The organism is Streptomyces sp. NPDC015345, assembly GCF_043078805.1.
In the GTDB taxonomy this organism is placed as follows: Bacteria; Actinomycetota; Actinomycetes; order Streptomycetales; family Streptomycetaceae; genus Streptomyces.
The window spans coordinates 302,505-326,207 of the sequence record NZ_JBIBTX010000008.1 but is presented as its reverse complement, the minus strand read 5'-3'; the positions used below and the strand labels follow the sequence as shown (position 1 = coordinate 326,207).

Genomic DNA, 23,703 nt, shown 5'->3' with positions numbered 1-23,703 from the left:
CGCCCTCCGCCGCCCTCACGCGCCCCAACCCCATTTGCACTCGGCCGAATCGCGCTCCGATCACCCCTCGGTAAGCTGACGGCATGACAGGACAGGTACGTACCGTCGACGGCCGTGTGGCCGGTCGGCGCGGTCAAGCGACGCGTCAGAAGCTGCTCGACTGCCTCAGCGAGATGCTCAGCTCCTCGCCCTATCGGGACGTCAAAGTCATCGACGTGGCCCGCAAGGCGGGGACTTCACCAGCGACCTTCTACCAGTACTTCCCGGACGTGGAGGGCGCCGTCCTGGAGATCGCCGAGCAAATGGCGGCCGAGGGAGCGGAGTTGACCCACCTCCTTGAGGGCCGCTCATGGGTCGGCAAGGCGGGCTGGCAGACCTCGCAGGAGCTGGTCGAGGGCTTCCTCGACTTCTGGCGCAAAAACGACGCGATCCTGCGCGTCGTCGACCTCGGCGCGGCCGAGGGCGACAAGCGCTTCTACAAGATCCGGATGAAGATCCTCAACTCGGTGAACAACTCCCTTACGGACACCGTGAAGGAGCTCCAGGCCAAGGGCAAGGTCGACAAGGACGTCAGCCCGGCGGCCATGGCGGGTTCGATCGTCGCGATGCTGGCGGCGGTCGCCTCGCACCAGCGCGGATTCCAGACGTGGGGCGTCAAACAGGCCGAACTCAAGCCCAACCTGGCGATGTTGGTGCATTTGGGCGTCACCGGCAAGAAGCCGACGAAGTAGCAAAGCGGTACCGACGCCCTGACGGGCGCGCTTTCCCAGTCCTGTCGGCACGGCGGCGGATCACTCAGGTGGTCCGCCGCCGTGCTCTGCGCGCCCGTCGTCGTCCTCGCGTCCCCCTTCGCGGATCCGTCCGCGCCGCTCCAGGCGAAAGAGCCTGATCTCCCGGTCCACCCGGGCCTGGTACGTGGCGTACGGCGGCCAGAAGTCCAGCGCCGCCGCCCAGACCGCCGCCCGCTCCCGCCCCGTCAACAGCCGGGCCCGCACCGGGATGTCCGCGCCGCGCCAGCTGACCGAGGCCTCCGGGTGGGCGAGCAGGTTCGCGGTCCACGCGGGGTGGCCGGGCCGCCCGAAGTTGGACCCGACCAGCACCCATCCGCCGCTCTCCTCGTCGGGCATGCACGCCAACGGCGTACGCCTCGGCAGCCCGCTCCTCGCGCCGCGCGCCGTCAGGACGAGACCGGGCAGCATCCGCGCGCTGAGCAGCACCTTGCCTCGGGTCAGCCGGTGCACGGCGCGGTCCATCGCGGGGATGAAGTGCGGGGCCGCCTTCGCGAAGGCGCGGGTGGTCGACACCTTCCGCATCAGACGCAGCCCGATGCGCGCCCGGCGCGGTCCGGTCGGCTCCGTCCGGCGCGGCGTCTTCGTCCGGCGCGGTCCGGGCGCCATCAGACGGCCTCTCGCAGGGCGTGATCCTCGAACAGCCCGGCCCGTTCGGCCGACCGCGCCCGCAGGCGGTGCGCGGGACCGAAGAGCAGCTCGTCACCGGAGGCCCGCTTGAAGTAGAGGTGCGCCTCGTGCTCCCAGGTGAAGCCGATGCCGCCGTGCAGCTGTACGGCTTCGGACGCGGCGGCCCGCAGCGCGTCAAGGCCCTGCGCGAGCGCGAGCCCGCCGGCTCGCTCGGCGCCCTGCCCGCCGAACCCGGCGGACTCCGCCCCGGCCGCCCACGCCGCGTAGTACGCGGCCGAACGCGCGGCCTGGACCTGCACGTACACCTCGGCGAGACGGTGCTTGACGGCCTGGAAGGACCCGATCGCGCGCCCGAACTGCTCGCGCCGGCAGACGTATTCCACGGTCCGCTCCAGCGCGCGGTCCGCCGCCCCGACGGCCTCGGCGGCGAGCACGGTGGCGGCGACGTCCCCGACGGCGGCGAGCGCGCCCGGCACATCACCCCCGTCACCGCCCAGCAACTCCGCTTCCACGTCGCGCAGTTCGACGCGCGCCTGGGTGCGGGTCTCGTCGAGCGCGGTCTGCCGGTTCCGCGCCAGGCCGGACGCGTCCGCACGCACGAGGAAGAGGAGCGTACGGGACCGGGCGAAGCCCCCCGTGTGCGCGGCGACGACGAGGAGCCCCGCGCTGTGCCCGTCCAGCACCTGCTCCGCCTGTCCGTACAGCCGCCACGTCCCGTCACCGGCCCTCGCCTGTACGCCGCCCGCGCGTCCGCCGCCGGACCAGTCCCCCGCGTTGTCGCCGACCAGGCCGAGGGCCGTGGTGAGCCCCGTGCCGGGCACGGCGAGCGCGACGGTCAGCTCTCCCGCGGCGATCCGGGGCAGGTGCGCGGCGCGCTGCTCCTCGGTGCCGAGGGCGAGGATCAGCGGGGCGGCGAGTACGGCGGTGGCGAGGAGCGGTGAGGGGACGAGGGCGCGGCCCAGCTCCTCGCAGCCGAGGGCGAGCTCCGCGGCCGTGCATCCGACGCCCCCGTACGCCTCGGGAAGCGCGAGGCCGGGCAGGCCGAGCTGCGCGGCGAGGGCGGCCCACAGGGCGGAGTCATGGCCGGCCGGGGTGCGGACGGCGGCCTTGACGTCGTCGGGCCCGCAGCGTCTGGTGATCAGTTCACGAAGGGTGCGGCGGATCTCGTCCTGCTCCGCGCTGAAGGCGGCGTCCATCGGCGGGCTCCTCCCCCGGGCCCGGCGGCCGGACCCGGATCTGACGGACCGTCATGCTAGGACCGCCGCGCCGAGATGCACAGAGCGCGGACGCGGCGAGAGGGGGCGCGGGCCGCGGCCTCCTCAGGCAGCCGCGATCTGATGTACCGTCAGATACATGCCGCCTCATACCGGTTCGACTCCCCGCAAGGTCGCCGTCGTCGGTGTCGCCCTCTCGGACTGCGGCAGGGTCGACGAGGCAACGCCCTACGCCCTGCACGCCCAAGCGGCGCGCCGCGCGCTCGCCGACTCCGGCCTGGGGCGCGACGTGGTCGACGGCCTCGCGTCCGCGGGCCTCGGCACGCTGGCGCCCGTGGAGGTCGCCGAGTACCTGGGTCTCACGCCCCGCTGGGTGGACTCCACCTCCGTCGGCGGCGCCACCTGGGAGGTCATGGCCGCGCACGCGACGGAGGCGATAGCGGCGGGACGGGCGAACGCCGTGCTCCTCGTCTACGGCTCGACCGCCCGCGCGGACATCAAGGCCGGGCGCCGCACATCGAACCTCTCCTTCGGCGCGCGGGGCCCGGCGCAGTTCGAAGTCCCCTACGGGCACTCCCTCATCGCCAAGTACGCGATGGCCGCGCGCCGCCACATGCACGAGTACGGCACGACCCTGGAACAGCTCGCCTCGGTGGCCGTCCAGGCCCGGGCCAACGCGGCGGCCAACCCCGACGCGATGTTCCGCGACCCGATCACGGTGGACGACGTCCTGGCAGGACCGATGATCGCGGACCCGTTCACCAAGCTGCACTGCTGCGTACGGTCCGACGGCGGCTGCGCGGTGCTGCTCGCCGCCGAGGAGTACGTGGCGGACTGCGCGTCGGAGCCGGTGTGGGTCCTCGGCGCGGGCGAGCACGTCTCGCATACGACGATGTCGGAGTGGGACGACTTCACGGTCTCCCCGGCGGCGGTGAGCGGCCGTCTCGCCTTCGAGCGGGCGGGGGTGCGGCCCGAGGACATCGACGTGGCCCAGATCTACGACGCGTTCACCTATATGACGTTGGTGACGCTGGAGGACCTCGGCTTCTGCGGGAAGGGCGAGGGCGGCGCGTTCGTGGAGAAGGGCCGCCTGCTGCGCACGGGCGGCCTCCCGACCAACACGGACGGCGGCGGCCTGTCCGCCCAGCACCCCGGCATGCGGGGCCTCTTCCTGCTGGTGGAGGCCACCCGACAGCTGCGCGGCCAGGGGGGCGAATGCCAGGTCAGACGCCCGGACGCCACCCTGCCGGAACTCGCTGTGGCGTCGGGGACGGGCGGGTGGTTCTGCTCCTCGGGGACGGTGGTGCTGGGGCGGGGGTGAGGGGCCGCCGGGGCGGGGGCGAGGGGTCGCCGGGGCGGGGGCGAGGGGCCGCCGGGGCGGGGGCGAGGGGCCGCCGGGGCGGGAGTGAGGGGCCGATTCGCCCGGTGCCGGGGCGCGCGCGACAGAATCGGCGCATGACGACACCCGGAACTCCGCCGCCGTCCTCCGCGCCCCATGACGCCGCCCCGCCGACCCCGTTCCAGCGGCTGCTGCGGACGCAGCGCGTGTGGGACGTGGAACTGCCCGCCTTCGATCCGGCCGGGGCGCCCGCCGACCCGCTGTCCCTCTTCCACGCGTGGTTCGCGGAGGCGGTGGCCGCCGGGCAGGCCGAGCCGCACACCATGGGGCTCGCGACGGTCGCCGAGGACGGCGGCCCCGACGTGCGGACCGTGATGCTGCACGACGCGGACGACCGGGGCTGGCACTTCGCCTCGCACGCGAGCAGCAGGAAGGGCCGCCAGCTCGCCGCCCGCCCGGAGGCCGCCCTGCACTTCTACTGGGCGTCGCAGGGCCGGCAGATCCGGATCAGGGGCCGGGTCGCCGCGGCCCCGCACGCCGAGAGCCTCGCCGATCTGCACGCGCGGTCGACGGGCGCCCTCGCCGCCGCGCTCGTGGGCCGCCAGAGCGAAGTCCTCGACTCCTACGACGAGTTGGCGCGGTCCTCCGCCGCCGCCTGGGACCACGCCCGGGCCGAACCGGACGCCGACGCGCCGACCTGGACGCTGTACGTCCTGGAACCCTCGGAGGTGGAGTTCTTCCAGGGCGACGAGCGGCGGCGCCACATCCGCTTGCGCTACCGCAGGGCCCTGGCCGACCGGGCCCACCAGACCGACCGGGCCGCCGCCGAGGCCTGGACGCGCGAGCTGCTCTGGCCCTGAGCCGCCCCCCTTCCCGGCCGTGGGGCCGTGGCCTCAACCGCTGAAGTCGTACTGCGTGAAGTCCCCGACCGGGCGGTAGCCGATCCGCTGGTAGAGGCCGTTGCTCGTCGGGTTGGCGAGGTCGGTGAAGAGCAGGACCTCGGCGGCGCCCGCGTCGAGGGCGGCGCGGCTCACGGCGGCGGTCGCGGCACCGCCGTAGCCGCGGCCGCGGAGGGCTGCCGGTGTGTACACGGGGGCGACGCGGACCTGACCGGCGATGCGGCGGGTGACGCCGGCCATCGCCACGGGCGTTCCGTCGGGGGTCTCCCAGAGGGTGACGCCCCCATAGGCGAGGCGGGAGTCCACCCATGCGCCGGAGCCCATGAAGGCCGGTTCGCCGACCGCCTCCGCGAACTCCCCGTGCCAGCGCTCAAGCAGGGCCCTGTCCCCGTCGTCGGCGAGCCGGGCGCGGCCCGGCGGTGCGGGCTCGGGCGGGGTGAGGGCGGCGAGGCGGTAGAGCCGCTGCCGGTGGCCGGGCGTGGCGGTGGCCCCCGTGTGCTTCTCCCAGGCCCGGGCGAAGGCCTCCGCGGTGTCCCGGTCGGCGACGATTCCCGGCGGGGCGTGGCCGGAGTCGGCGAGCTGCCGGGCGAGGATGTCGGCGGCTTCAGGGGCGACGGGCGAGAGGAGCAGCCGGTGCGGCGGGGTCCGCAGGAAGGCTCCCCGGACGCGGCCCGCCTCATCGGCGTACGTACCGAACTGGGGCGCCCCCTCCCCGTACGCCTGGAGCCCCCGCTCGCGCAGGGTGTCGGTGACGCTGAGGAGAGCGGTGTGCGGGGCCGGCGCGGAGGACAGGAACTCCTCGGCGCGCGCGTGAAAGCCGTCGAGGTCGTCGGTCAGCTGCCAGGAGGAACGCGGGTCGGTGGGCATGGGCCATGATCCCGCGGGCCGCCCACCGGAGACAAAGAGATTTCGGCCCTCTCTACGCCGCCCTGAACACCGGCACAGCGAACTCCCCGGCCGCCCGGAACGCCACTTCGAGCCCCATCCCGATCCACGGCTCCTGTGCCCCGGGGCCGACGACCTCCGTCATCATCCGCGGCCCCTCGGCGAGATCGACGACCGCGGCGACGTACGGGACGCGCGCGCCGAACGGCGGCAGGTCGTTCCTGTGCACGACCGACCAGGTGTAGAGCGTGGCCCGGCCGCTCGCCCGCTCCCAGGTGACGTCCTCGCTCCAGCAGCGCGGGCAGAACTCGCGGGGATAGTGGTGCGCCGCCCCGCACGCCCCGCAGCGGCGGATCAGCAGCCGCCCCTCGGCCGCCGCGTCCCAGTAGGGGCGGGTGAAGGCGTCGGGTTCGGGAAGGTCGAAGCGCGGGCCGCCACCCGCCGCCGTACTCATCCGAAGAGTCCGAGCGCGTCGTCGAGGGACCAGGTCTGCCAGGACATGGCGAAGAGGGCGACGAGCGAGATGAGCGCCATCATCGCGTTCTGCCCCTGCTCGGCCCAGTCGTGGATCATGAGGACGAGGTAGAGCAGGTTGAGGAGCAGCCCGCCGACCAGGGCGACGGGGGTCAGGAACCCGGCGACCAGGCCGAGCCCCAGGGCGAGCTCGGCATAGACCACGACGTACGCCATCACCTTCGGGCGCGGCGCGACGACGGCGTCGAAGCCGCTGCGGACCGCGTGCCACCTGTGCTCGGCAGCCACGTCGGACGCCCACGCGATGCCCGTACCCCGCTCGAACCAGCCTTTCTTGTCCTTGTGGCGCCAGCTCTCCAGCCACCACAGGCCAAGGCCTATGCGGAGCACGGCGAGCCATTCGGCGCCGGTGAGCCAGATCGAGTCCATGCCGTGGCCACTCCCATTTCGGCGGTCGTACGCAGCTTTCTGACGGTACGTCAGTTCAGCGCACAGGGCGGCGCATGCGCAAGGGGCGGACGCCGCGCGGGGCCGTGATCGATTCGCAACCGGTTCCGGACTTGACCGTCACCCATCAAGTAGGCGCGCGGTTACTCTCCAGTCATGTCCGACTCGACAGCTCCGCAGTCGCCCCGGCAGGACCGCCCCGTGTACGTCATCGGGGGTGGCCCCGGCGGACTCGCCGTCGCCGCGGCGCTGCGCGCACGCGGTGTCCGCGCGATCGTCCTGGAGAAGTCGGAGCACCTCGGCGCCTCCTGGCGCGGCCACTACGACCGCCTCCACCTGCATACGACGCGTCGCCTCTCCGCCCTGCCCGGCCTGGCGATCCCGCGGTCGGCCGGCCGGTGGGTGTCACGGGACGACCTGATCCGCTACCTGGAGCGGTACGCGGAACACCACGCCCTCGACATCGTCACCGGAGTCGAGGTCACCGGCCTGGAACGGACCGCCGACGGCACCGGCTGGCTACTGCGCGCGACCGGCGGCCGGGAGCTGACCGGCAGCGCGGTGGTGGTCGCCACCGGCCACAACCACACGCCCCTGCTGCCCGACTGGCCCGGCCGCGACACGTACTCCGGAGACCTCCTGCACGCCCGCGACTACCGCGAACCGAGCCCCTTCGCCGGCAAGGACGTCCTGGTCGTCGGCGTCGGCAACACCGGCGCGGAGATCGCCGTCGACCTCGCCGCCGGTGGCGCCGCCCGGGTCCGCCTCGCGGTGCGCACCGCCCCGCACATCGTGCGCCGCTCCACGGCCGGGTGGCCCGCGCAGCTGTCGGGCATCCTGTGCCGCAGGCTTCCAGTGCTCCTGACCGACCGCCTCGCGTCCCTGGTCGCCCGCGCGTCCGTCCCCGACCTGTCGGCACACGGACTGCCACGCCCCCGCACCGGCCTCTTCTCGAGGACCAGGGAAGGGGCGATCCCGGTCCAGGACGTCGGCCTCATCGACGCCGTACGCAAGGGCCTGGTCGAGCCGGTGGCCGCCGTGGAGGCGTTCGACGGCGGCAAGGTGGTCCTGGCGGACGGCACGCGGATCGCGCCGCAGACGGTCATCGCGGCGACGGGCTACCGCCGCGCCCTGGAGGGCCTGGTCGGCGGCCTGGGCATCCTCGACCCCCACGGCCGCCCCACCACCCACGGCCACCGCAGCCCGAAGCAGACCCCGAACCTGTACTTCACCGGCTTCACCACCCCGGTCAGCGGCACACTCCGCGAACTCGCCCGAGACGCCAAAAAGATCGCGAAGGCAATAGCAAGAACCCACCCCCAATAACCGAGGCTTCCAGGACGAACAAAAACCCACCCCGTAGAACCGCCCCACCAGGGGCGCGGGGAACTGCGCAACCAGCCCCCACGACCCGCACCCAAAAACCCACCCCGCAGAACCGCCCCGCCAGGGGCGCGGGGAACTGCGCGACCAGCCCCCACCAACCCGCACCCAAAAACCCCACCCCCAAGGGGCGCGGGGAACGGCGCAGGGCCGCCCCCCGCCCCGCACCCAACAAATCCAGCCCCGTCCGATTCCCCACCTTGGCACCCCCCAATTTCTGCGCTTCCGTAGAAGAAGCAGCCCCGCCCACCCCTCCCACCCCACGCCCCACCACACCGCACAGCCCCGCACCGCACCGCACAGCCCCGCACCGCACACGGCCAGTCTTTGCCTGCACCCCCATTCCTGACACAGCGTCAGTTCAGTAATCTGACTATGCGTCAGGTAAGCAGGTAAGTGCTGTCACACAGGAGCGGGCGGACCGATGCTTGGATCGACACACGGCACCTTCACCACCGACCCCCGCCGCGCGCGTGTCATGGCCTGCGGCGAACCCCCACCCCCCACGGTCCACGGCAGCGCCCCCACCGCCGACGACCTGGACGTCAGCGGCCGCCCACTGCACGCCGACGTACCCGACCTGGACCGCTTCTTCCGCCCCGAATCCGTCGCCGTCATCGGCGCCTCGGACGCCGAGGGCCGCCCCGGCGCCGGCATCACCCGCCGGCTGATCGCCTGGGCCGAGCGGGTCGGCGCGCGCCTGCACCCCGTGCACCCCACCCGCCGGACGGTATTCGGCATCCCCTGCTTCCCCTCCGTCGCCGACCTGCCCGAACAGGTCGACCTCGCCGTACTGCTGGTCGGCGACCCGCTGCCGGCGATCGAGCAGCTAGCCGAGGCGAAGGTGCGCTTCGCCGTCGCCTTCGCCTCCGGGTTCGCCGAGACGGGCGAGGCGGGCGCGGCCGCCCAGGCCCGCCTCGCGGCCGCCGTGCGGCGCTCGGGCCTGCGCCTTCTCGGGCCGAACACCAACCTCAACGCCTTCGAGGAGTTCCGCGAGGATCTCGAAGGCCCCGCCATCGCGCTGATCACCCAGTCCGGCCACCAGGGCCGCCCCGTCTTCACCCTCCAGGAACTCGGCATCCGCCTCTCCCACTGGGCGCCCACCGGCAACGAGGCCGACCTGGAGACCGCCGACTTCATCTCCTACTTCGCCGAGCGCCCCGAGATCGGCGCCATCGCCTGCTACATCGAGGGCCTCAAGGACGGCCGCGCCTTCCTGCTCGCCGCCGACCGCGCGGCCCGGCGCGGGGTGCCCGTCATCGCCGTCAAGGTCGGCCGGACCGAGACCGGTGCCCGCACGGCCGCCTCACACACCGGCAAGCTGACCGGCGCCGACGCGGTGGTGGACGCGGCGATGCGGCAGTTCGGTGTCATCCGTGTCGACGGGCTCGACGAACTACAGGACACCTCAGCCCTGTTGGCACGGGCCCGCAGGCCGTCGGCCGACGGCGTGGCCGTGTATTCGATCTCGGGCGGCACGGGCGCGCACTTCTCGGACCTGGCGGCCGAGGCGGGCCTCACCCTGCCCACGCTCGGCGCCGCCAAGCAGGCGGAGCTGCACCAGTGGATACCGGAGTACCTGAACGTCGCCAACCCCATCGACAACGGCGGACACCCCGTCGGCGACTGGCGCGGCCGGAAGATCATCGACGCGATCCTCGACGATCCGCAGGTGGGGGTGCTCATCTGCCCCATCACCGGGCCCTTCCCGCCGATGAGCGACAAGCTCGCGCAGGACCTGGTGGACGCGGCGGAGGAGACGGACAAGCTGGTGTGCGTGGTGTGGGGATCGCCCCTCGGCACCGAGGACGCCTACCGCCAGACGCTGCTCGGCTCCTCGCGCGTGGCCACCTTCCGCACCTTCGCCAACTGCATCACGGCGGTCCGCGCCCACCTGGACCATCACCGCTTCACGACCGGCTACCGCTCCCCCTTCGACGAGGCGCCGCGCAGCCCCTCCCCCTCCTTCCGCAAGGCGCAGGCGCTGATGCGGCCGGGCCAGCAGCTCAGCGAGCACGCGGCGAAACAGCTGCTGCGCGCGTACGGGATCCGCGTACCTCGCGAGCAGTTGGTGACGAGCGCGGCGGCGGCCGTCCGCGCGGCCGGCCTCGTCGGCTACCCGGTCGTCATGAAGGCGTCGGGGCCCCAGCTGGCGCACAAGACCGAGCTGGGCCTGGTGAAGATCGGCCTGACCTCCGCCAGCCAGGTGCGCGACGCCTATCGGGAGTTGACGGACATCGCCCGCTACGAGGACGTGCCGCTGGACGGCGTGCTGGTCTGCCAGATGGTGGAGCGGGGCGTCGAGATGGTCGTCGGCGTCACGCACGACGCGCTCTTCGGGCCGACCGTGACGGTGGGGCTCGGCGGCGTACTCGTCGAGGTCCTTCGGGACGCGGCGGTGCGGGTGCCGCCCTTCGGCGAGGACCAGGCGAAGGCGATGCTGTCCGAACTGCGGGGCCGAGCCCTGCTGGACGGAGTGCGGGGGGCGGCGCCCGCCGATGTCGACGCGCTCGTCGAGGTCGTGCTGCGCGTCCAGCGCATGGCGCTCGAACTCGGGGACGAGCTGGCGGAGTTGGACATCAACCCGCTGATGGTGCTGCCCCGCGGGCAGGGCGCCGTCGCCCTCGACGCGTTCGCCGTCTGCCGCTGAGGGGCGCCCGCACGAGCCGACCGCCGCCGCCCGTGTCACCGCCGAGACGCCGACTGCCGCGCACCATCGCCCAGCGAAACGGAGCCACGCCCCCATGACGCCCAAGACACCCATGCCGTCCTCCCCCGACCCGACGACCTCCTCCGAACCCCTCGACTCATTGATACTCCACACCACTGACAACGCCGTCTCATGGATCACGCTCAACCGCCCCGAGGCCATGAACGCCGTCACCTGGGACCAGCGCGAACGAATCATCGCGCTGCTCGACGAGGCCTCCGGCGACCCCGACGTACGAGCCGTCGTGATCACCGCCACCGGCAAGGGGTTCTGCGCGGGCGCCGACCTGCGCGGCGCCCCCGCCGCGGGCGAGCGGGTACCGGGGGATGTCGCCCGGACGGTCAGGCAGGGCGCCCAGCGGCTGATCTCCGCCGTCCTGGACTGCGAGAAACCGGTGATCGCCGCGGTGAACGGCACGGCGGCCGGCATCGGCGCCCATTTGGCGTTCGCGTGCGACCTGGCGATCGCCGCCGAACCGGCCACCTTCATCGAGGTGTTCGTGCGCCGGGGCCTCGTACCGGACGGCGGCGGCGCCTATCTGCTGCCGCGGCTGATCGGGCCGCGGCGGGCCAAGGAGCTGATGTTCTTCGGGGACGCCGTGTCCGCCGCCGACGCGGAGCGGCTCGGCCTCGTCAACCGCGTCGTACCGGCCGACGACCTGGAGAGAACGGCGCGGGAGTGGGCGCAGCGCCTCGCGGCGGGGCCGACCCGCGCCCTGGCCCTGACGAAACAGCTGGTGAACGCCTCCCTGGAGGCGGACCGCGCGACCGCCTTCGCGGCGGAGGCCGCCGCCCAGGAGATCAACATGACCACGACGGACGCGAACGAGGGCGTGGCGGCCTTCGTGGAGCGCCGCGCACCCTCCTACCGAGGTCGCTGACCCTTGCCGAGGCCGCTGACCCCTACCGAGGCCGCTGACCGGCGTCGCGCCCCTCAGCCGCGCCGGCGCACCAGCACCTCGATGTCCGGTGAGTCCGGGTCCCCGAAGAGCACGAAGAGTTCGGGCTCGGCCGCCGTGCCGCCGATGGTCCACGTCTGACTGTCGCTGCCGCACCCCTCCACGGCGATGACGACGGCCGGCCGGTCCTCGTATCGGGCTTCGCCGACCCGCCACGTGCCGGTGGAGTCGCAGCGCGCCAGCCTGTCGCTGCCACCGGACGCGTCACTCTCCTCGTACGCGTCACCCATCTCGTACGCGTGACTCGACTCGTACGGAAGCCCGGTGACCACCGCGCGCCCGTCCGCCCCCAGCCGCAGACGCTCGTCGTCCCCGCCCCGCCAGGTGCCAGCGAGCTGCGCGGCGGTCAGCTCGGGCGGCTCGTACTCCTTGATGAGGCCCGTCGCCGTGCCCACGACCGCCCCGCCGAAGACCGCCACACACACGCCGAGCGAGGTGAGTCCCGACAGGATCCACACCTTGCGCAGCGGCCTGCCGAGGCGTTCCTCGCGCCGCCGGCAGTACGCCACGTGCAGCGCGGGCAGTATGCCGCCCGCCGCGATCCACAGTGCGGGCCCTACGAACGGGGCGCCCAGCACGGCGAAGCAAGCCGCCCACGCGGCCCCGACCGGCAGCAGGCAGGCGAGGGACCACGCCCACTCCGGGCCCCGGCCGAGACGCGCGGCGCCCAGGCGGCCGAGCCCGACCGCGGGGAGCGTGAGCACCGCGGAGTGCAGCAGTCCGACGACCGGCAGCAGGAGCGGCCCGAAGACGAAGAGGCAGGCCAGGCCGAGGGCGGGGCCGCCCCCCGTCCCGCGGCTGTCGTCGTCGAGCGTCAGCGTGAACGCCACCATCCCGGCCACCGGCAGCTGCGCCGCGCACGCCGCCCCGGCCGCCCGCATCCGCACGTCACTCCAGGTCCCCCGCGGACGCGCTTCCCCGGTGTTTCCCCACCTCATGGGCCCGAAGATACGCGTGGGGCGGGAGGGGCCCGGCCGCACCCTTCCCATCTGACGCCCCGTCAGCTTCAATGGTGGGCGTGATGGGACACGCAGGGATGGCGGCCACCGCCCTCCGCTACCTCAGGTCGGTCGGGGCCCCCACCACCACGGGCCCGTTCGAAACGCTGCCGCGCCCCGAGCTGCGGGCGGTCGGCGACGACGAGCGTGCCCCGCTCGATCCCGGCGAGTTCCGCCGCGTCCTCGGGCACTTCGCGACGGGCGTCACCGTGATCACGGCTCCCCCGTGCGATGAGGGCGAGGGCCCCGCGGGCTTCGCCTGCCAGTCCTTCGCCTCGCTCTCCCTGGACCCGCCGCTGGTCTCCTTCATGGTGGCCCGCACTTCGACGACATGGCCGCGCATCGCGCGCGCGGGCGTCTTCTGCGTGAACATCCTCGGCGCCGACCAGGGCGGGCTGTGCCGGGCCTTCGCCGTGAGCGGCGCCGACAAGTTCGCCGGGGTGGAGTACGACGCGGCGCCCGTGTCCGGCTCACCCCGACTGGCGGGCGCCACCGCCTGGGTCGACTGCGCGATCCAGGCGGTGCACACCGGTGGCGACCACCTCATCGTGGTGGGCCGGGTGAAGGCTCTCGGCACCGCCGACGGCGACGACGCCGACGGGCCGCTCCTCTTCCATCAGGGCAGGTTCGGCCGCTTCACGTCGTGAGGACGGGAGCGGCCGCCGGGTCGCGCCGCCGGATCACCAGCGCCATCAGCGCCGCCGCCGCGCACAGTGCCCCGGAGGCGTACCAGATGACGTCGTAGGACCCGAAGGTGTCCCGCACGACCCCGCCGAGGAACGCGACGACGGCGGCGCCGACCTGGTGCGAGGCCAGGACCCAGCCGAAGACGATGGCGCTGTCGTCGCCGTACTGCTCGCGGCAGAGCGCGAGGGTCGGCGGGACGGTCGCGACCCAGTCCAGGCCGTAGAAGACGATGAAGAAGATCATCGGCGGGTGGACGTTCGGGGCGAGGAGGATCGGCAGGAAGAGCAGCGAGACGCCGCGCAGCGCGTAGTAGACGGCGAGCAGGCGCCGGGCGTCGAAGCGGTCCGTGAGCCAGCCGGACGCGATCGTCCCGACGATGTCGAAGACGCCGATGACGGCGAGCAGCGACGCGGCGGCCCTGATGGGCATGCCGTGGTCGTGCGCGGCGGGCACGAAGTGGGTCTGGATCAGGCCGTTCGTCGAGGCGCCGCAGATCGCGAAGGACCCGGCGAGCAGCCAGAACGGTCCGGTGCGGGCCGCCTTGAAGAGCACGGCCATGGTGCGCCGGGCGGCCCCCGGGACGGGCGGTGGCTTCGCGACGAACTCCTCTGCCCCGTACGGCTTCAGGCCGACGTCCGCCGGGTGGTCGCGCAGCAGCAGCCATACGAAGGGGACGACCACGAGAGCCGCGAGCGCGACCGTCACGGCGGCGGGCCGCCACCTGTACGTCTCGACGATCCAGGCGAGGAGTGGCAGGAAGATCAGCTGGCCGGAGGCGGAGGCGGCCGTGAGGATGCCGGTGACCAGGCCACGCCGCTCGGTGAACCAGCGGTTGGTGACGGTCGCGGCGAAGGCGAGCGCCATCGAGCCGGAGCCGAGCCCGACGAGCAGGCCCCAGTACAGCAGCAGTTGCCAGGCGTGGTCCATCCACACGGTCAGCCCGGAGCCCAGGGCGATCACGATCAGGGCGGTCGCGACGACCTTGCGGATGCCGAAGCGGTCCATCAGCGCGGCGGCGAACGGCGCGGTGAGCCCGTACAGCGCGAGGTTGATGGAGACCGCGAGGCCGATGGTCCCGCGCGACCAGCCGAAGTCGGCGTGCAGCGGGTCGATGAGGAGGCTCGGCAGCGAGCGGAACGCGGCGGCGCCGATGATCGTCACGAAGGTGACGGCGGCGACGAACCACGCGCGATGGATGCGGGGAGCGCGGCGGCCCGCCGGGGCCGTGGCGCCGGACGGGGGCGCGTCGACGGCCTCGTCGGGCGGCGGGACCGTCCCGCCCGCTCGGCTGGTTCCGCCCGTCTCCGCGCTCGGCTCGGTTGTCTGGGTCACGTCATCAAGGATCGGCAGCCGTCCCCGCGCGAACGAGTGGCCCGAGGGACAGCGTTCGCTAGGATCGGGCCATGGCCGCTTCCGGGGAGTCCCGCGCCGACACGCGCCCGCACCGCGTCGTCGTCCTCGCCCTGGACGGCGTCATCCCCTTCGAACTGGGCATCCCCCAGCGGATCTTCAGCCGCGCGCGCGACGCCGACCGCCGCCGTCTCTACGAGGTCGTGACCTGCTCGGTCCGGCCGCCCGGCCCGGTCCGTACGGACGCCGACTACACGATCCTCGTCGAACACGGCCCCGAGGCGCTGGCCACCGCCGACACCGTCGTGGTCCCGGCGTCGTACGAACTGGGCCCGGTCTACGAGGAGGGGCGGCTCACCGGAGAGCTGGCCGCCGCGCTGGCCCGTATCCGGCCGGGCACCCGCCTCGTCTCGATCTGCACGGGCGGGTACGTCCTCGCCGCCGCCGGCTTCCTCGACGGACGCCCGGCGACCACGCACTGGGCGTCGGCGGCCCACTTCCAGCGGCTCTTCCCCGACGTCAAGGTCGACGCGGACGTGCTGTTCATCGACGACGGCGACGTGCTGACGTCGGCGGGCGTGGCCGCGGGCGTCGACCTCTGCCTGCATCTCGTACGCCGCGACCAGGGCACGGCGGTCGCCAACGACGTGGCCCGCCTCACCGTCGTACCGCCCCACAGGGACGGCGGCCAGGCCCAGTACATCCAGCGCCCGGTCCCCGAGCCGCAGCTGGCGACCACGCGCACCGCGCGGGCCTGGGCGCTGAGCCGCCTCGACCAGCCGCTGCGGCTGCGGGACATGGCGGCGCGGGAGTCGATGTCGGTGCGCACCTTCACGCGGCGCTTCCGCGAGGAGGTCGGCATCAGCCCCGGCCAGTGGCTTACACAGCAACGCGTCGAGAGGGCACGGCACTTGCTGGAGTCCAGCGATCTCTCCGTCGACCGGATCGCGCGGGACTCGGGCTTCGGCACGGCCCAGTCGATGCGCCAGCACCTACAGGCCGCGCTCGGCGTCACTCCCACCGCTTACCGGCGTACGTTCCGCGACGTCGCCGCCGGCTGAGACCACGCCGGGGGACGCGGCGGGCTTCACCTCGCCCAGCACCCCCACCACGGTCAGCAGCACACCGAGCCCGACGCCCGCCAGGATCGCCGTGGAGGGCGACACCACACTCAGCAGCCCGCCCGCCAGCGAGCCGCTCGCCGCGTACCCGGCGCCCACGGCGGCGTACATCACCGAGTAGCCGGCGGCGAGGGCGCTGGGCGGCAGCACCTCGCGCAGCGACAGGTTCCGGGTGAGCATGGCCCCGGCCTGGAGCACCCCGGCGACGCCCAGGACGGCGAGCAGCCACCCCACGCCCGGCAGTACGGCGACGGCGGCCAGGCAGGCCGAGACGGCGAACATCAGCACCATGCCCTGCGTACGCAGGCGGCCCGGCCAGGTCCGCAGCCCGTACACGAACGACCCGACCGCGGAGCCCACCGCGAGCGCCGCGAGGAGCGGCCCGGCCCAGCCCACCGCGATGCCGCGCTGCTCGAGGAGCGCGGGCAGGACCAGCTCGGCGAGAGCGAGCATCGACAGGCTCGCCGCGCCCGTCACGAAGATCGGCCAGGCCCGCACGAGGATCCGCGCCATGGACTCCCCGCCCCGGTCGTCCGCGTCCGAGCGCCACCCCTCGGGCAGCATCCACAGCCCGGCCACGGCGGCGGCCATCAGCGCTCCGGCCGACACCAGGGGCAACGCCGGTGACACCCCGAGCGCGAGGCCGGTCACGGCGGCGGGCGCCACCGCCCAGATGCCGAAGGTCAGGATCGACTCCAGGGACAGGGCCTGGGTGACGGCCTTGTCCGGCACCATGCCGGTCAGCAGGGCGCGCAGCCCGCCGGGGGCGGCGGCGGGCGCGGCCCCGGCGAGGAAGGCGAACGCCCCCAGCACCACCGGATGAGCCTCCGGCAGCAGACCCAGCGCCCCGAACGCGACCGCGCCCACGGCGAGGCCCCACGCCAGCTGCGGCCGGGCCCGCTCGGCCCGCATCCGCATCCCGAGGAGCGGCGCGCCCACGATCTCGCCCACCACGTACACGGCGGCGAGCACGGCACCGAGGGCGTACCCCCCGGGCCGCTCCCGTACGAGAAATACCAGGGCGAGCGGCGCCGCGGCCACGGGCATCCGCGCCCCCACGGCCACGGCCCCCCACCGGACGACACCTCCGGAAACAACCTCGCGATAACTCATCCCCCGAAGCTAAACGCCACCACCGACACCCCCCACCCCTTTTCCAACCTCGCCCCCACAGTCGCGCCACAACGAGAGAGAACATGCCGGTCTCCACCCCAGCGCTGTGCCCCCAACGGACAGCCAGCCCCCGACTCCCGCACTCACGCACCGCGGGAGAGGACGTGCCGGTATGTCCACCCCGACGCCTCCTTCTTGGGGCCACGATGGCTCGGTTCCGGTTCCGGGTGGCCATTGCCGCCTGAGCCCACGGACGGCCCTCCCGCCGCGCAGAAGACCGCCCCGGTCACCGAGGGCACCCGGGACGGTCTCTGCGTCCCGTGAGAGCGACAAAGACCCCATGACGGGCTTACGCGGCCATGGGCGGCTCATCGTCGTCCGCCACAGGCGGCTGCTCGGTCTCCTTCGGCATCGCCGCCTCGTCCTGCTCCTCCTTGAAGCGCTTCCACGCATCGCGCGCCCGGCTGGCGGAGTCGAAGACTTCGGGGAGCTGGTCAAGGACGCCTTTGAGCGCGAACAGCAGCACGGAAACCACGCCGGCGATGGCGAGAATGATGATGGCGGTGCCGTCCACCAACCCCTCCCTTCCCTGTCATGGGCCGGATCGGTGGGTCTGCACGCAGGCAGCCTCGATCCGAACCCTACGGTTCGGACCGAGACACCTGCGCTGACGTGTGCGCAAATGTTCTCGGCGCCGACAGGCAGTTGCCTGTCAGTACGAACATCCAAAAGTCTTCTGGGTCACAAACCCTTTAGGTGGCCGACTCACGTCATGCGGTTACCGTCACGGTTGCCGTAACAGTCTCCAGTCAGCACTCCTGCGACGAGTGTGCTTCGCCGCACCTGGTGCGACTACTACCCATCGGCGAGAAAGTACCACGGAGCGCGACGCCAAGGCGCGCAACTGAGCGCCAAGCCAGCCGAGTTGGAATGGGGCTCGCAGTGTTGTTCAGATCGCGTCGGTTGCCGGCGGCTCCGACTGACGGATCAGCAGTTCGTCACCAGCTGGAAAGCGCGTCGTGCCGCCCTCCTCCCAGGTGACGACGATGGCCAACCCGCCCATCGGCCCCTGGGCTGTGGAGGCGGCCTTGACCGTGCGCCACTCGCCCTCGTAGCCGATCACGTCGCCCTTGCCGACCAGAACCGCGCGCTTGGTGGGGTGTCTCAATCGCCTTCGTCGGCGGGGCGGATGCGGTTCAAAGGGGCCTCCCATTCGATACCACCCCCTCTCGGGCGCATGTAGGCCGTCCGGCTAATCAGCTTGTTGCCCTCCTTGGTGCGCTCCTCGATCACGCCTTGCAACTCGCCCTTGCACCCGGTCTCGTCATCTACGACGAACGTTCCCTTCGGATAGGGCAGCTTGCCGTGACTCAGCATCGTCGGCGGCTTCTCGTGTGTCAGTGCCATAACCCCTCGTCCGACCTGGGCATACGTGGCTCACACAAGACAACTGCTGGGGTGCAGAGCGAACATGCACAGCTCTTGCACAACATCAGGGCACGGAGGTGGCCGGGGTGCCACCATGGGACGTAACGGAAGTCGAGCGGGGAAGACGCACAGACATGAGCGTGACCAAGATTCCCGGACCCGGTGCGAACGTGGCCGTCTGTCGCAAGGCGCGCGGCTTCAGCCAGGTTGCCCTTGCCCGGCGGGCGGGCGTGTCGGTCTCGCTGCTGAGCAAGATCGAGGTTGGCGACCGAGCGCTGACCCAGGGCATCGCCGCCGCTCTCGCTGAGGCCATGGGATTGACGCTTGATGAGCTGCTGGGCACGGCCCCGGTCGACCGAGCCGACGAGAACAGCTTGACCTCCCTCAACTACGCCATCCGGCGTTTCGACATCCCCGACGTTCCGCCGACCCACCCGGAGGACCTGCCACGCCGGCTCGCTGAGCTGAACGAACACCGCTACCGGACCGAGCTGTCGGCGGTGCTGCAGGCGCTCCCAGGGGTGCTGGCCGACGCGACCAGCTACGCGCACGCCACTCAGTCACCGGACGCCTGGACCCGCGTCGCCGACGTGTACTCGGTGGTCTATTGGTTGGCAGCCCGGCACCGCTGGATGCACCTTGCCGAGCTGGCCGTCATGAAGCAGCGTCTGGCCGCCGAGCGTGCTCACCCCATCGCCGCCACGGTGGCCGCCCGCGATGAGGCCGGAGCCTTCCTCAATTCGGGTGACTTCGCGGGCGGACTTGCCATAGTGGACCGCGCCATCGTCGAGGCCGAGTCGAGCCTTGAAGGACGCGACCGCGCGTTCGGTCTGGGCCTCCTGCATCTGCGCGGTCTCACATTGGCCGGCCGGCTCAAGGACAAGGCCACCGCAGAAGAGCACATCCGGGCGGCATGGCGCACGGCCGAGGACTACGGCGCAGACGCCGACGAGCACGGCATCCACTTCGGGCCGGACCAGACCGCCACCCACGTCATCTCGACGTTCTCCGACATGGACCAGCACCGCCGTGCGCTCGATACCGCCGACGACCTGATCAGGGGTGGCACGGACCTGCCGCCCACCCGCATCGGTCCCCTGCACATGAACCTGGGCCGGTCGCACCTCGCCCTGGGAGACCGGGACTCCGCGCTGGCCTCCCTGGAGGAGGCGTGGAGCGTCGCACCCGAGATGGCCCGGGTACATCCGACCAGTCAGGAGCTGATGCGCGTCTTGACCTCGTTGCACCGCCGCAGCAACCCCCGCCTGACACGGCTGGCCAAGCGTGCGGGCGTGCCCTTCTGACGGCGCTTCCGGCGAGCCTCAAAGCGCACAGCTAGTAACCCATGCAGCGGATACCCCTTGACGTCTGAATCGGCGACGGGTGGCAGCAGGTAGCCCTTCGGCGACGGCACCATGACCGAGGACCAAGCCACCGGGATGACGCGATGTTCTACAAGGCGCGCACCGGTGCGCTGGGAGGACCTGCCAGAGCGGTTCGGCGCATGGAAGGGCGTCCATTTGCGTTATAAGACCTGGCGCAACTGCGGGATGCACACAAGGTCATGGCCACCCTGCCGACCGACGGGCTCGGCTACCGGCCGACCCCTGAGCTGAACCTCGTGACACCGTTCCGTATGGACCCGCGCGTCCTGACCGGCCCGGATATCCAGGAAGAAGCGGTGTCCGGAGAAACAGGTAGGCCAGCGCCACACACCCGACGAACAACCGGCGCCCCTCCACCACCCGCACTCGCGTCTCAACGGGAGGGGACGTGCCGGTATGTCCGCCCGGAGCACGGCAACCACGCCCACGGAGCCCCGAAGCACAAGGCGGCCACGCAGGCGCTGGCGAGGACGGACATACCGGCGCGGCCCCGCTCCCCCGCCAAGAAGGCGCCCGAGACGGCGCCGCACCGCACGAAAGACCGAAAACGGCACCGCCCGGAAGACCAAAAGCGGCACCGCACGGAAGACGGAAAGCGGCACCGCACCAATCCCCACTCAAAACCTCAGCACAGCCCGAGCCACCCGCCCCGCCCCCGCATCCGCCACCGCCTTCCCGAAGTCCTCCACCGGGTACGTCACCGTCACCAGCTCATCCAGCAGCAACCGCCCCTCCCCGTACCACCGCGCGTACAGCGCGAAGTCCCGCTGCGGCGCCGAACTCCCGTACCGGCACCCGAGAATCGCCTTGTCCAGGAAGAGCGAGGCCACCACGAACGACGCCTCGGCCGTCGCCCCCGGCATCCCGAGCAGCACCGCCTGCCCATGCCGGTCCAGCAGGTCCACGGCCTCCCGCACCAGCGACACCCGCCCCACGCACTCGAAGACGTGGTCGGCCCCCTGCGGCAGCACCTCCCGCACCGCCTCCACCGACGCGAAGAAGTCCGTGGCGCCGAACCGCCGGGCGACGGCCTCCTTCGAGGGGTTCGCGTCGACGGCGACGACGGCCGATGCCCCGGCGATCCGGGCCCCCTGCAACACGTTGAGCCCGATACCACCGGCACCGATCACCACCACGGTCTCCCCGGCGGCCACCCGGGCCCGGTTCAGCACGGCCCCCACGCCCGTCACCACCGCGCACCCGATCAACGCCGCGGACGTCAGCGGAATGTCCTCGGGGATCTTCACGGCCTGCACGCCCTTGACGAGGGTGCGCTCGGCGAAGGCGGAGTTGGCGGCGAACTGGTACACCGGCTCGCCACCGCGCGAGAAGGGCCGGTCGGGCCGCCCGATGGCCCGCCGGCACATGGTCGGCCGCCCCCGCCCGCACTCACCGCAGGCGCCGCAGTTCGCGATGGTGGACAGCGCCACATGGTCCCCGGCAGCCACATGCGTGACCCCGGCCCCCACCGCCTCCACCACACCCGCTCCTTCGTGCCCGAGGACCACGGGCGACGGGAACGGAATGGTCCCGTCGATGACGGACAGATCGCTGTGGCACAGCCCGGCGGCGGCCACCGCGACCAGCACCTCGCCGGGCCCCGGCTCCCTGACCTCCAGGTCCCCCACGACCTCGGCCGACTCCCCGTCAAAAACGACACCCCTCACGACGCACCCCTCACCGAGGCCCCCTGGCCTCTCTCGGCAGACCGAGCACGCGCTCGGCGATGATGTTGCGCTGAACCTCGTCCGAGCCGCCGTAGATGGTGTCGGCGCGGGTGAAGAGATGAAGCCGCTGGGCCTCGTCGAGTTCGTACGGCGCGTCGGCCGCCCAGTCCACGCGCCCGACGGCCCCCGCCGCACCCCGCACCTGCACGGCAAGCTCCCCGAGCCGCTGATGCCACCGCCCCCACAACAGCTTGGCCACACTCGGCGCCCCGGCCACCCCCGAGGCCCCGCCACCCCCACCCCCACCCCCCAACGTCCGCAACGCGTTCCACCGCATGACCCGCAGTTCCGCCCAGAGCCGCTCCAGCCGCTCCCGCACCACGAGGTCCCGCACGGCCCCCGAGGCGACCGCCTCCCGCACCACCGCAGCCAACTCCGTGGCAAACCCAATCTGTTGGGCCAGAGTCGAGACGCCCCGCTCGAACCCGAGCAGCCCCATGGCGACCCGCCACCCCTGCCCCACGCCCCCCACCACATGGCCGGCACGCGCGCGTGCACCGTCGAAGAAGACCTCGTTGAACTCACTGGTGCCGGTCAGCTGCCGGATGGGCCGCACCTCGATCCGCCCCGGCTGGTCCATCGGCACCAGCAGGAACGACAGCCCCCGGTGCCCACGGGACCCCTCCTCCGTGCGCGCCAGCACGAAGCACCAGTCGGCCTCGTGCGCCAGCGACGTCCAGATCTTCTGCCCGGTGACGGCGTACGTCTCCCCGTCCCGCACGGCCCGCGTCCGCACCCCGGCCAGGTCGGACCCCGCGCCCGGCTCGCTGTACCCCTGGCACCACAGCGCCTCGCCCCGGGCGATCGGCGGCAGGAACTCGTCCCGCTGCTCCCGGCTGCCGTACGCCAGGAGCGTCGGCGCGAGCAGGTTCTCGCCGATGTGCCCGTGGCGGCCGGGTGCCCGCGCGCGTGCGTACTCCTCGGCCCAGACGACCTGCTGGGTGAGCGTGGCCCGCCGGTTGCCGTACGCGTCACTGTCCCAGCCGAGGCCGATCCAGCCGCCGCGACCCAACTCCCGCTCCCAGGCGCGGCGTTCCGCGCCACCCAGGTGCTCGCTGCCGGGGCCGCCGCGCCCGCGCGCGCGGGCGTGGTCGCCGGTGAGGTGTTCGGTGAGCCAGCGCCGCGCCTCCGCGCGGAACGCCTCGTCCTCGGGCCCGAAGCCGAAGTCCACGACCCTCCCCCCGGCCTACGCGTTCGGGCGGGCCTTGGACGCCGCCGCCTTGGCCATGGCCTCGACCTGCGCGAGGAGCGGCATGGGGTCGGTGCCGACCGTGCCGGGCAGGAAGTCGGCGATCTTCTCCGGTGTCCAGGCCCCGTCGGCGTAGCCCGCGCGCAGCTCACGCGGCTGCGCCCAGACGGCGATCTTGGGCCCGGCGATCGTGTAGACCTGCCCGGTGATCCTCTCCTCGTGGGCGCGGTCGCTGAGCAGGTAGGTGACGAGGGCCGCCACGTCCTCGGGCTCGCCGATCTCCTTCAGCTCCACGGGTACGTTCGCCGACATCCGCGTACGGGCGACGGGGGCCACCGCGTTGGCGGTCACCCCGTACTTGTGGAGACCCAGCGCGGCGCTGCGCACCAGCGAGATGATCCCGCCCTTGGCGGCGCTGTAGTTGGCCTGGGCGACGGACCCCTGGTGGTTGCCGCTGGTGAAGCCGATGAGGGTGCCCGAGCCCTGCTTCCGCATCACCGCCGAGGCGGCCCGGAAGACGGTGAACGTGCCCTTCAGGTGGGTGGCGACCACCGGGTCCCACTCCTCCTCCGACATGTTGAACAGCATCCGCTCGCGGAGGATCCCGGCGACGCACACGACCCCGTCGAGGCGGCCGTACTCGGCGAGCGCGACGTCGACGATCCGCTGGCCGCCCGCCATGGTGGCGATGTCGTCCGCGACGGCCACGGCTTCGCCGCCCGCGGCCCGGATCTCCTCGACCACGGCTTCGGCCACCTCGCCGGCGGGCTCGCCGCCCTCCATGGAGACCCCGTAGTCGTTGGCGACGACCCGCGCGCCCTCGGCGGCCGCGGCGAGCGCGACGGCCCTGCCGATGCCGCGCCCGGCACCGGTGACGGCCACCACCTTGCCTGCCAAGAAGTTCCCCACGCCGGCCCCTTCCCGCGGTTTCTGACGGACCGTTAGATTTTATGGCCCGTCGGACACCGGAAGACAAGA

General features: G+C 72.7%; 23 protein-coding genes. 9 read left to right on the top strand and 14 right to left on the bottom strand.

The annotated features are described in order from the left end of the window. Positions 1-83 precede the first annotated feature (83 nt). The gene (locus ACF062_RS31125) at positions 84-731 is read left to right on the top strand and encodes a TetR family transcriptional regulator (protein WP_223775232.1); all 648 of its coding nucleotides are present in this window, start codon (positions 84-86) and stop codon (positions 729-731) included. 60 nt (positions 732-791) lie between these two features. On the opposite strand, the gene ACF062_RS31120 is transcribed toward ACF062_RS31125, so the two are convergent. Together ACF062_RS31120 and ACF062_RS31115 are read right to left on the bottom strand one after the other, a co-directional pair. Beyond that, on the bottom strand, positions 792-1,313 hold the full coding sequence (locus tag ACF062_RS31120) for a nitroreductase family deazaflavin-dependent oxidoreductase (RefSeq protein WP_392143028.1): 522 nt from the start codon (positions 1,311-1,313) through the stop codon (positions 792-794). Positions 1,314-1,396: 83 nt separating this feature from the next. Further along, the gene (locus ACF062_RS31115; protein ID WP_392142953.1) at positions 1,397-2,614 is read right to left on the bottom strand and encodes an acyl-CoA dehydrogenase family protein; all 1,218 of its coding nucleotides are present in this window, start codon (positions 2,612-2,614) and stop codon (positions 1,397-1,399) included. Between the two features lie 157 nt (positions 2,615-2,771). Here ACF062_RS31115 and ACF062_RS31110 point away from each other — a divergent pair, with 157 nt between their 5' ends. Both ACF062_RS31110 and ACF062_RS31105 read left to right on the top strand, forming a co-directional pair. Then, positions 2,772-3,953 carry an acetyl-CoA acetyltransferase gene (locus tag ACF062_RS31110; RefSeq protein WP_392142952.1) on the top strand — a complete coding sequence of 394 codons (1,182 nt, stop codon included), beginning with the start codon at positions 2,772-2,774 and terminating at the stop codon, positions 3,951-3,953. Positions 3,954-4,087: 134 nt separating this feature from the next. Continuing rightward, positions 4,088-4,831, top strand: a complete 744-nt coding sequence (locus ACF062_RS31105) for a pyridoxal 5'-phosphate synthase (protein ID WP_392142951.1) — start codon at positions 4,088-4,090, stop codon at positions 4,829-4,831. 33 nt (positions 4,832-4,864) lie between these two features. On the opposite strand, the gene ACF062_RS31100 is transcribed toward ACF062_RS31105, so the two are convergent. From ACF062_RS31100 to ACF062_RS31090, 3 genes are read right to left on the bottom strand one after another with little or no spacing between them, the layout of a single operon-like run. Next, the gene (locus ACF062_RS31100) at positions 4,865-5,737 is read right to left on the bottom strand and encodes a GNAT family N-acetyltransferase (protein ID WP_392142950.1); all 873 of its coding nucleotides are present in this window, start codon (positions 5,735-5,737) and stop codon (positions 4,865-4,867) included. A gap of 52 nt (positions 5,738-5,789) precedes the next feature. Beyond that, on the bottom strand, positions 5,790-6,209 hold the full coding sequence (locus ACF062_RS31095; protein WP_392142949.1) for a Zn-ribbon domain-containing OB-fold protein: 420 nt from the start codon (positions 6,207-6,209) through the stop codon (positions 5,790-5,792). Beyond that, positions 6,206-6,658 carry a DoxX family protein gene (locus ACF062_RS31090; RefSeq protein WP_392142948.1) on the bottom strand — a complete coding sequence of 151 codons (453 nt, stop codon included), beginning with the start codon at positions 6,656-6,658 and terminating at the stop codon, positions 6,206-6,208. The genes ACF062_RS31095 and ACF062_RS31090 overlap by 4 nt, the downstream gene beginning before the upstream one ends. A 174-nt stretch (positions 6,659-6,832) precedes the next feature. Between ACF062_RS31090 and ACF062_RS31085 the strand changes: the two genes are divergently transcribed. The 3 genes from ACF062_RS31085 (at position 6,833) to ACF062_RS31075 (ending at position 11,649) form a co-directional block, all read left to right on the top strand. After that, entirely contained in the window at positions 6,833-8,002 is a 1,170-nt protein-coding gene (locus ACF062_RS31085; protein ID WP_392142947.1) for a flavin-containing monooxygenase, read from the top strand. Positions 8,003-8,483: 481 nt separating this feature from the next. After that, a complete protein-coding gene (locus tag ACF062_RS31080) occupies positions 8,484-10,709 on the top strand; it encodes an acetate--CoA ligase family protein (protein WP_392142946.1) in 2,226 nt (741 codons plus the stop codon). A gap of 112 nt (positions 10,710-10,821) precedes the next feature. Next, positions 10,822-11,649, top strand: a complete 828-nt coding sequence (locus tag ACF062_RS31075) for an enoyl-CoA hydratase/isomerase family protein (protein WP_392143027.1) — start codon at positions 10,822-10,824, stop codon at positions 11,647-11,649. A gap of 53 nt (positions 11,650-11,702) precedes the next feature. On the opposite strand, the gene ACF062_RS31070 is transcribed toward ACF062_RS31075, so the two are convergent. Next, a complete protein-coding gene (locus ACF062_RS31070; protein ID WP_392142945.1) occupies positions 11,703-12,665 on the bottom strand; it encodes a hypothetical protein in 963 nt (320 codons plus the stop codon). A gap of 83 nt (positions 12,666-12,748) precedes the next feature. Here ACF062_RS31070 and ACF062_RS31065 point away from each other — a divergent pair, with 83 nt between their 5' ends. Continuing rightward, positions 12,749-13,372, top strand: a complete 624-nt coding sequence (locus ACF062_RS31065) for a flavin reductase family protein (protein ID WP_392142944.1) — start codon at positions 12,749-12,751, stop codon at positions 13,370-13,372. On the opposite strand, the gene ACF062_RS31060 is transcribed toward ACF062_RS31065, so the two are convergent. Next, positions 13,362-14,609 (bottom strand): MFS transporter, encoded by a 1,248-nt coding sequence (locus ACF062_RS31060; RefSeq protein WP_392143026.1) that lies wholly within the window; start codon positions 14,607-14,609, stop codon positions 13,362-13,364. The genes ACF062_RS31065 and ACF062_RS31060 overlap by 11 nt on opposite strands. Positions 14,610-14,815: 206 nt before the next feature. On the opposite strand from ACF062_RS31060, the gene ACF062_RS31055 reads away from it, so the two are divergent. After that, positions 14,816-15,823, top strand: coding sequence for a GlxA family transcriptional regulator (locus ACF062_RS31055; protein WP_392142943.1), 1,008 nt, complete (start codon positions 14,816-14,818; stop codon positions 15,821-15,823). Here ACF062_RS31055 and ACF062_RS31050 read toward each other — a convergent pair. From ACF062_RS31050 to ACF062_RS31035, 4 genes are all read right to left on the bottom strand, one after another. Then, the gene (locus ACF062_RS31050; protein WP_392142942.1) at positions 15,755-16,996 is read right to left on the bottom strand and encodes an MFS transporter; all 1,242 of its coding nucleotides are present in this window, start codon (positions 16,994-16,996) and stop codon (positions 15,755-15,757) included. The two genes, ACF062_RS31055 and ACF062_RS31050, sit on opposite strands and share 69 nt — an antisense overlap. 349 nt (positions 16,997-17,345) lie before the next feature. Further along, positions 17,346-17,570, bottom strand: a complete 225-nt coding sequence (locus ACF062_RS31045) for a hypothetical protein (protein ID WP_392142941.1) — start codon at positions 17,568-17,570, stop codon at positions 17,346-17,348. Between the two features lie 375 nt (positions 17,571-17,945). Continuing rightward, positions 17,946-18,209: a hypothetical protein gene (locus tag ACF062_RS31040; RefSeq protein ID WP_392142940.1), complete on the bottom strand. Its 264-nt coding sequence runs from the start codon at positions 18,207-18,209 to the stop codon at positions 17,946-17,948. After that, positions 18,161-18,403 carry a hypothetical protein gene (locus tag ACF062_RS31035; RefSeq protein WP_392142939.1) on the bottom strand — a complete coding sequence of 81 codons (243 nt, stop codon included), beginning with the start codon at positions 18,401-18,403 and terminating at the stop codon, positions 18,161-18,163. The genes ACF062_RS31040 and ACF062_RS31035 overlap by 49 nt, the downstream gene beginning before the upstream one ends. Before the next feature lie 155 nt (positions 18,404-18,558). On the opposite strand from ACF062_RS31035, the gene ACF062_RS31030 reads away from it, so the two are divergent. Further along, a complete protein-coding gene (locus tag ACF062_RS31030) occupies positions 18,559-19,728 on the top strand; it encodes a helix-turn-helix domain-containing protein (RefSeq protein WP_392142938.1) in 1,170 nt (389 codons plus the stop codon). A gap of 698 nt (positions 19,729-20,426) precedes the next feature. Here ACF062_RS31030 and ACF062_RS31025 read toward each other — a convergent pair. From ACF062_RS31025 to ACF062_RS31015, 3 genes are read right to left on the bottom strand one after another with little or no spacing between them, the layout of a single operon-like run. Continuing rightward, entirely contained in the window at positions 20,427-21,476 is a 1,050-nt protein-coding gene (locus tag ACF062_RS31025; protein WP_392142937.1) for a Zn-dependent alcohol dehydrogenase, read from the bottom strand. 10 nt (positions 21,477-21,486) lie between these two features. Beyond that, positions 21,487-22,707, bottom strand: a complete 1,221-nt coding sequence (locus ACF062_RS31020; RefSeq protein ID WP_392142936.1) for an acyl-CoA dehydrogenase family protein — start codon at positions 22,705-22,707, stop codon at positions 21,487-21,489. Between the two features lie 15 nt (positions 22,708-22,722). Next, positions 22,723-23,634 (bottom strand): SDR family NAD(P)-dependent oxidoreductase, encoded by a 912-nt coding sequence (locus ACF062_RS31015; protein ID WP_392142935.1) that lies wholly within the window; start codon positions 23,632-23,634, stop codon positions 22,723-22,725. Positions 23,635-23,703: the final 69 nt, after the last annotated feature.

Bases quoted from the DNA above. Each gene is read 5' to 3' on its own strand.
- ACF062_RS31030 (WP_392142938.1), top strand. From the start codon at position 18,559: ATGAGCGTGACCAAGATTCCCGGACCCGGTGCGAACGTGGCCGTCTGT.
- ACF062_RS31040 (WP_392142940.1), bottom strand. From the start codon at position 18,209: ATGGGAGGCCCCTTTGAACCGCATCCGCCCCGCCGACGAAGGCGATTG.
- ACF062_RS31085 (WP_392142947.1), top strand. From the start codon at position 6,833: ATGTCCGACTCGACAGCTCCGCAGTCGCCCCGGCAGGACCGCCCCGTG.
- ACF062_RS31110 (WP_392142952.1), top strand. From the start codon at position 2,772: ATGCCGCCTCATACCGGTTCGACTCCCCGCAAGGTCGCCGTCGTCGGT.
- ACF062_RS31115 (WP_392142953.1), bottom strand. From the start codon at position 2,614: ATGGACGCCGCCTTCAGCGCGGAGCAGGACGAGATCCGCCGCACCCTT.
- ACF062_RS31080 (WP_392142946.1), top strand. From the start codon at position 8,484: ATGCTTGGATCGACACACGGCACCTTCACCACCGACCCCCGCCGCGCG.
- ACF062_RS31055 (WP_392142943.1), top strand. From the start codon at position 14,816: ATGGCCGCTTCCGGGGAGTCCCGCGCCGACACGCGCCCGCACCGCGTC.
- ACF062_RS31050 (WP_392142942.1), bottom strand. From the start codon at position 16,996: ATGAGTTATCGCGAGGTTGTTTCCGGAGGTGTCGTCCGGTGGGGGGCC.
- ACF062_RS31035 (WP_392142939.1), bottom strand. From the start codon at position 18,403: ATGGCACTGACACACGAGAAGCCGCCGACGATGCTGAGTCACGGCAAG.
- ACF062_RS31090 (WP_392142948.1), bottom strand. From the start codon at position 6,658: ATGGACTCGATCTGGCTCACCGGCGCCGAATGGCTCGCCGTGCTCCGC.
- ACF062_RS31125 (WP_223775232.1), top strand. From the start codon at position 84: ATGACAGGACAGGTACGTACCGTCGACGGCCGTGTGGCCGGTCGGCGC.
- ACF062_RS31075 (WP_392143027.1), top strand. From the start codon at position 10,822: ATGCCGTCCTCCCCCGACCCGACGACCTCCTCCGAACCCCTCGACTCA.
- ACF062_RS31105 (WP_392142951.1), top strand. From the start codon at position 4,088: ATGACGACACCCGGAACTCCGCCGCCGTCCTCCGCGCCCCATGACGCC.
- ACF062_RS31120 (WP_392143028.1), bottom strand. From the start codon at position 1,313: ATGCGGAAGGTGTCGACCACCCGCGCCTTCGCGAAGGCGGCCCCGCAC.
- ACF062_RS31070 (WP_392142945.1), bottom strand. From the start codon at position 12,665: ATGAGGTGGGGAAACACCGGGGAAGCGCGTCCGCGGGGGACCTGGAGT.
- ACF062_RS31100 (WP_392142950.1), bottom strand. From the start codon at position 5,737: ATGCCCACCGACCCGCGTTCCTCCTGGCAGCTGACCGACGACCTCGAC.
- ACF062_RS31095 (WP_392142949.1), bottom strand. From the start codon at position 6,209: ATGAGTACGGCGGCGGGTGGCGGCCCGCGCTTCGACCTTCCCGAACCC.
- ACF062_RS31065 (WP_392142944.1), top strand. From the start codon at position 12,749: ATGGGACACGCAGGGATGGCGGCCACCGCCCTCCGCTACCTCAGGTCG.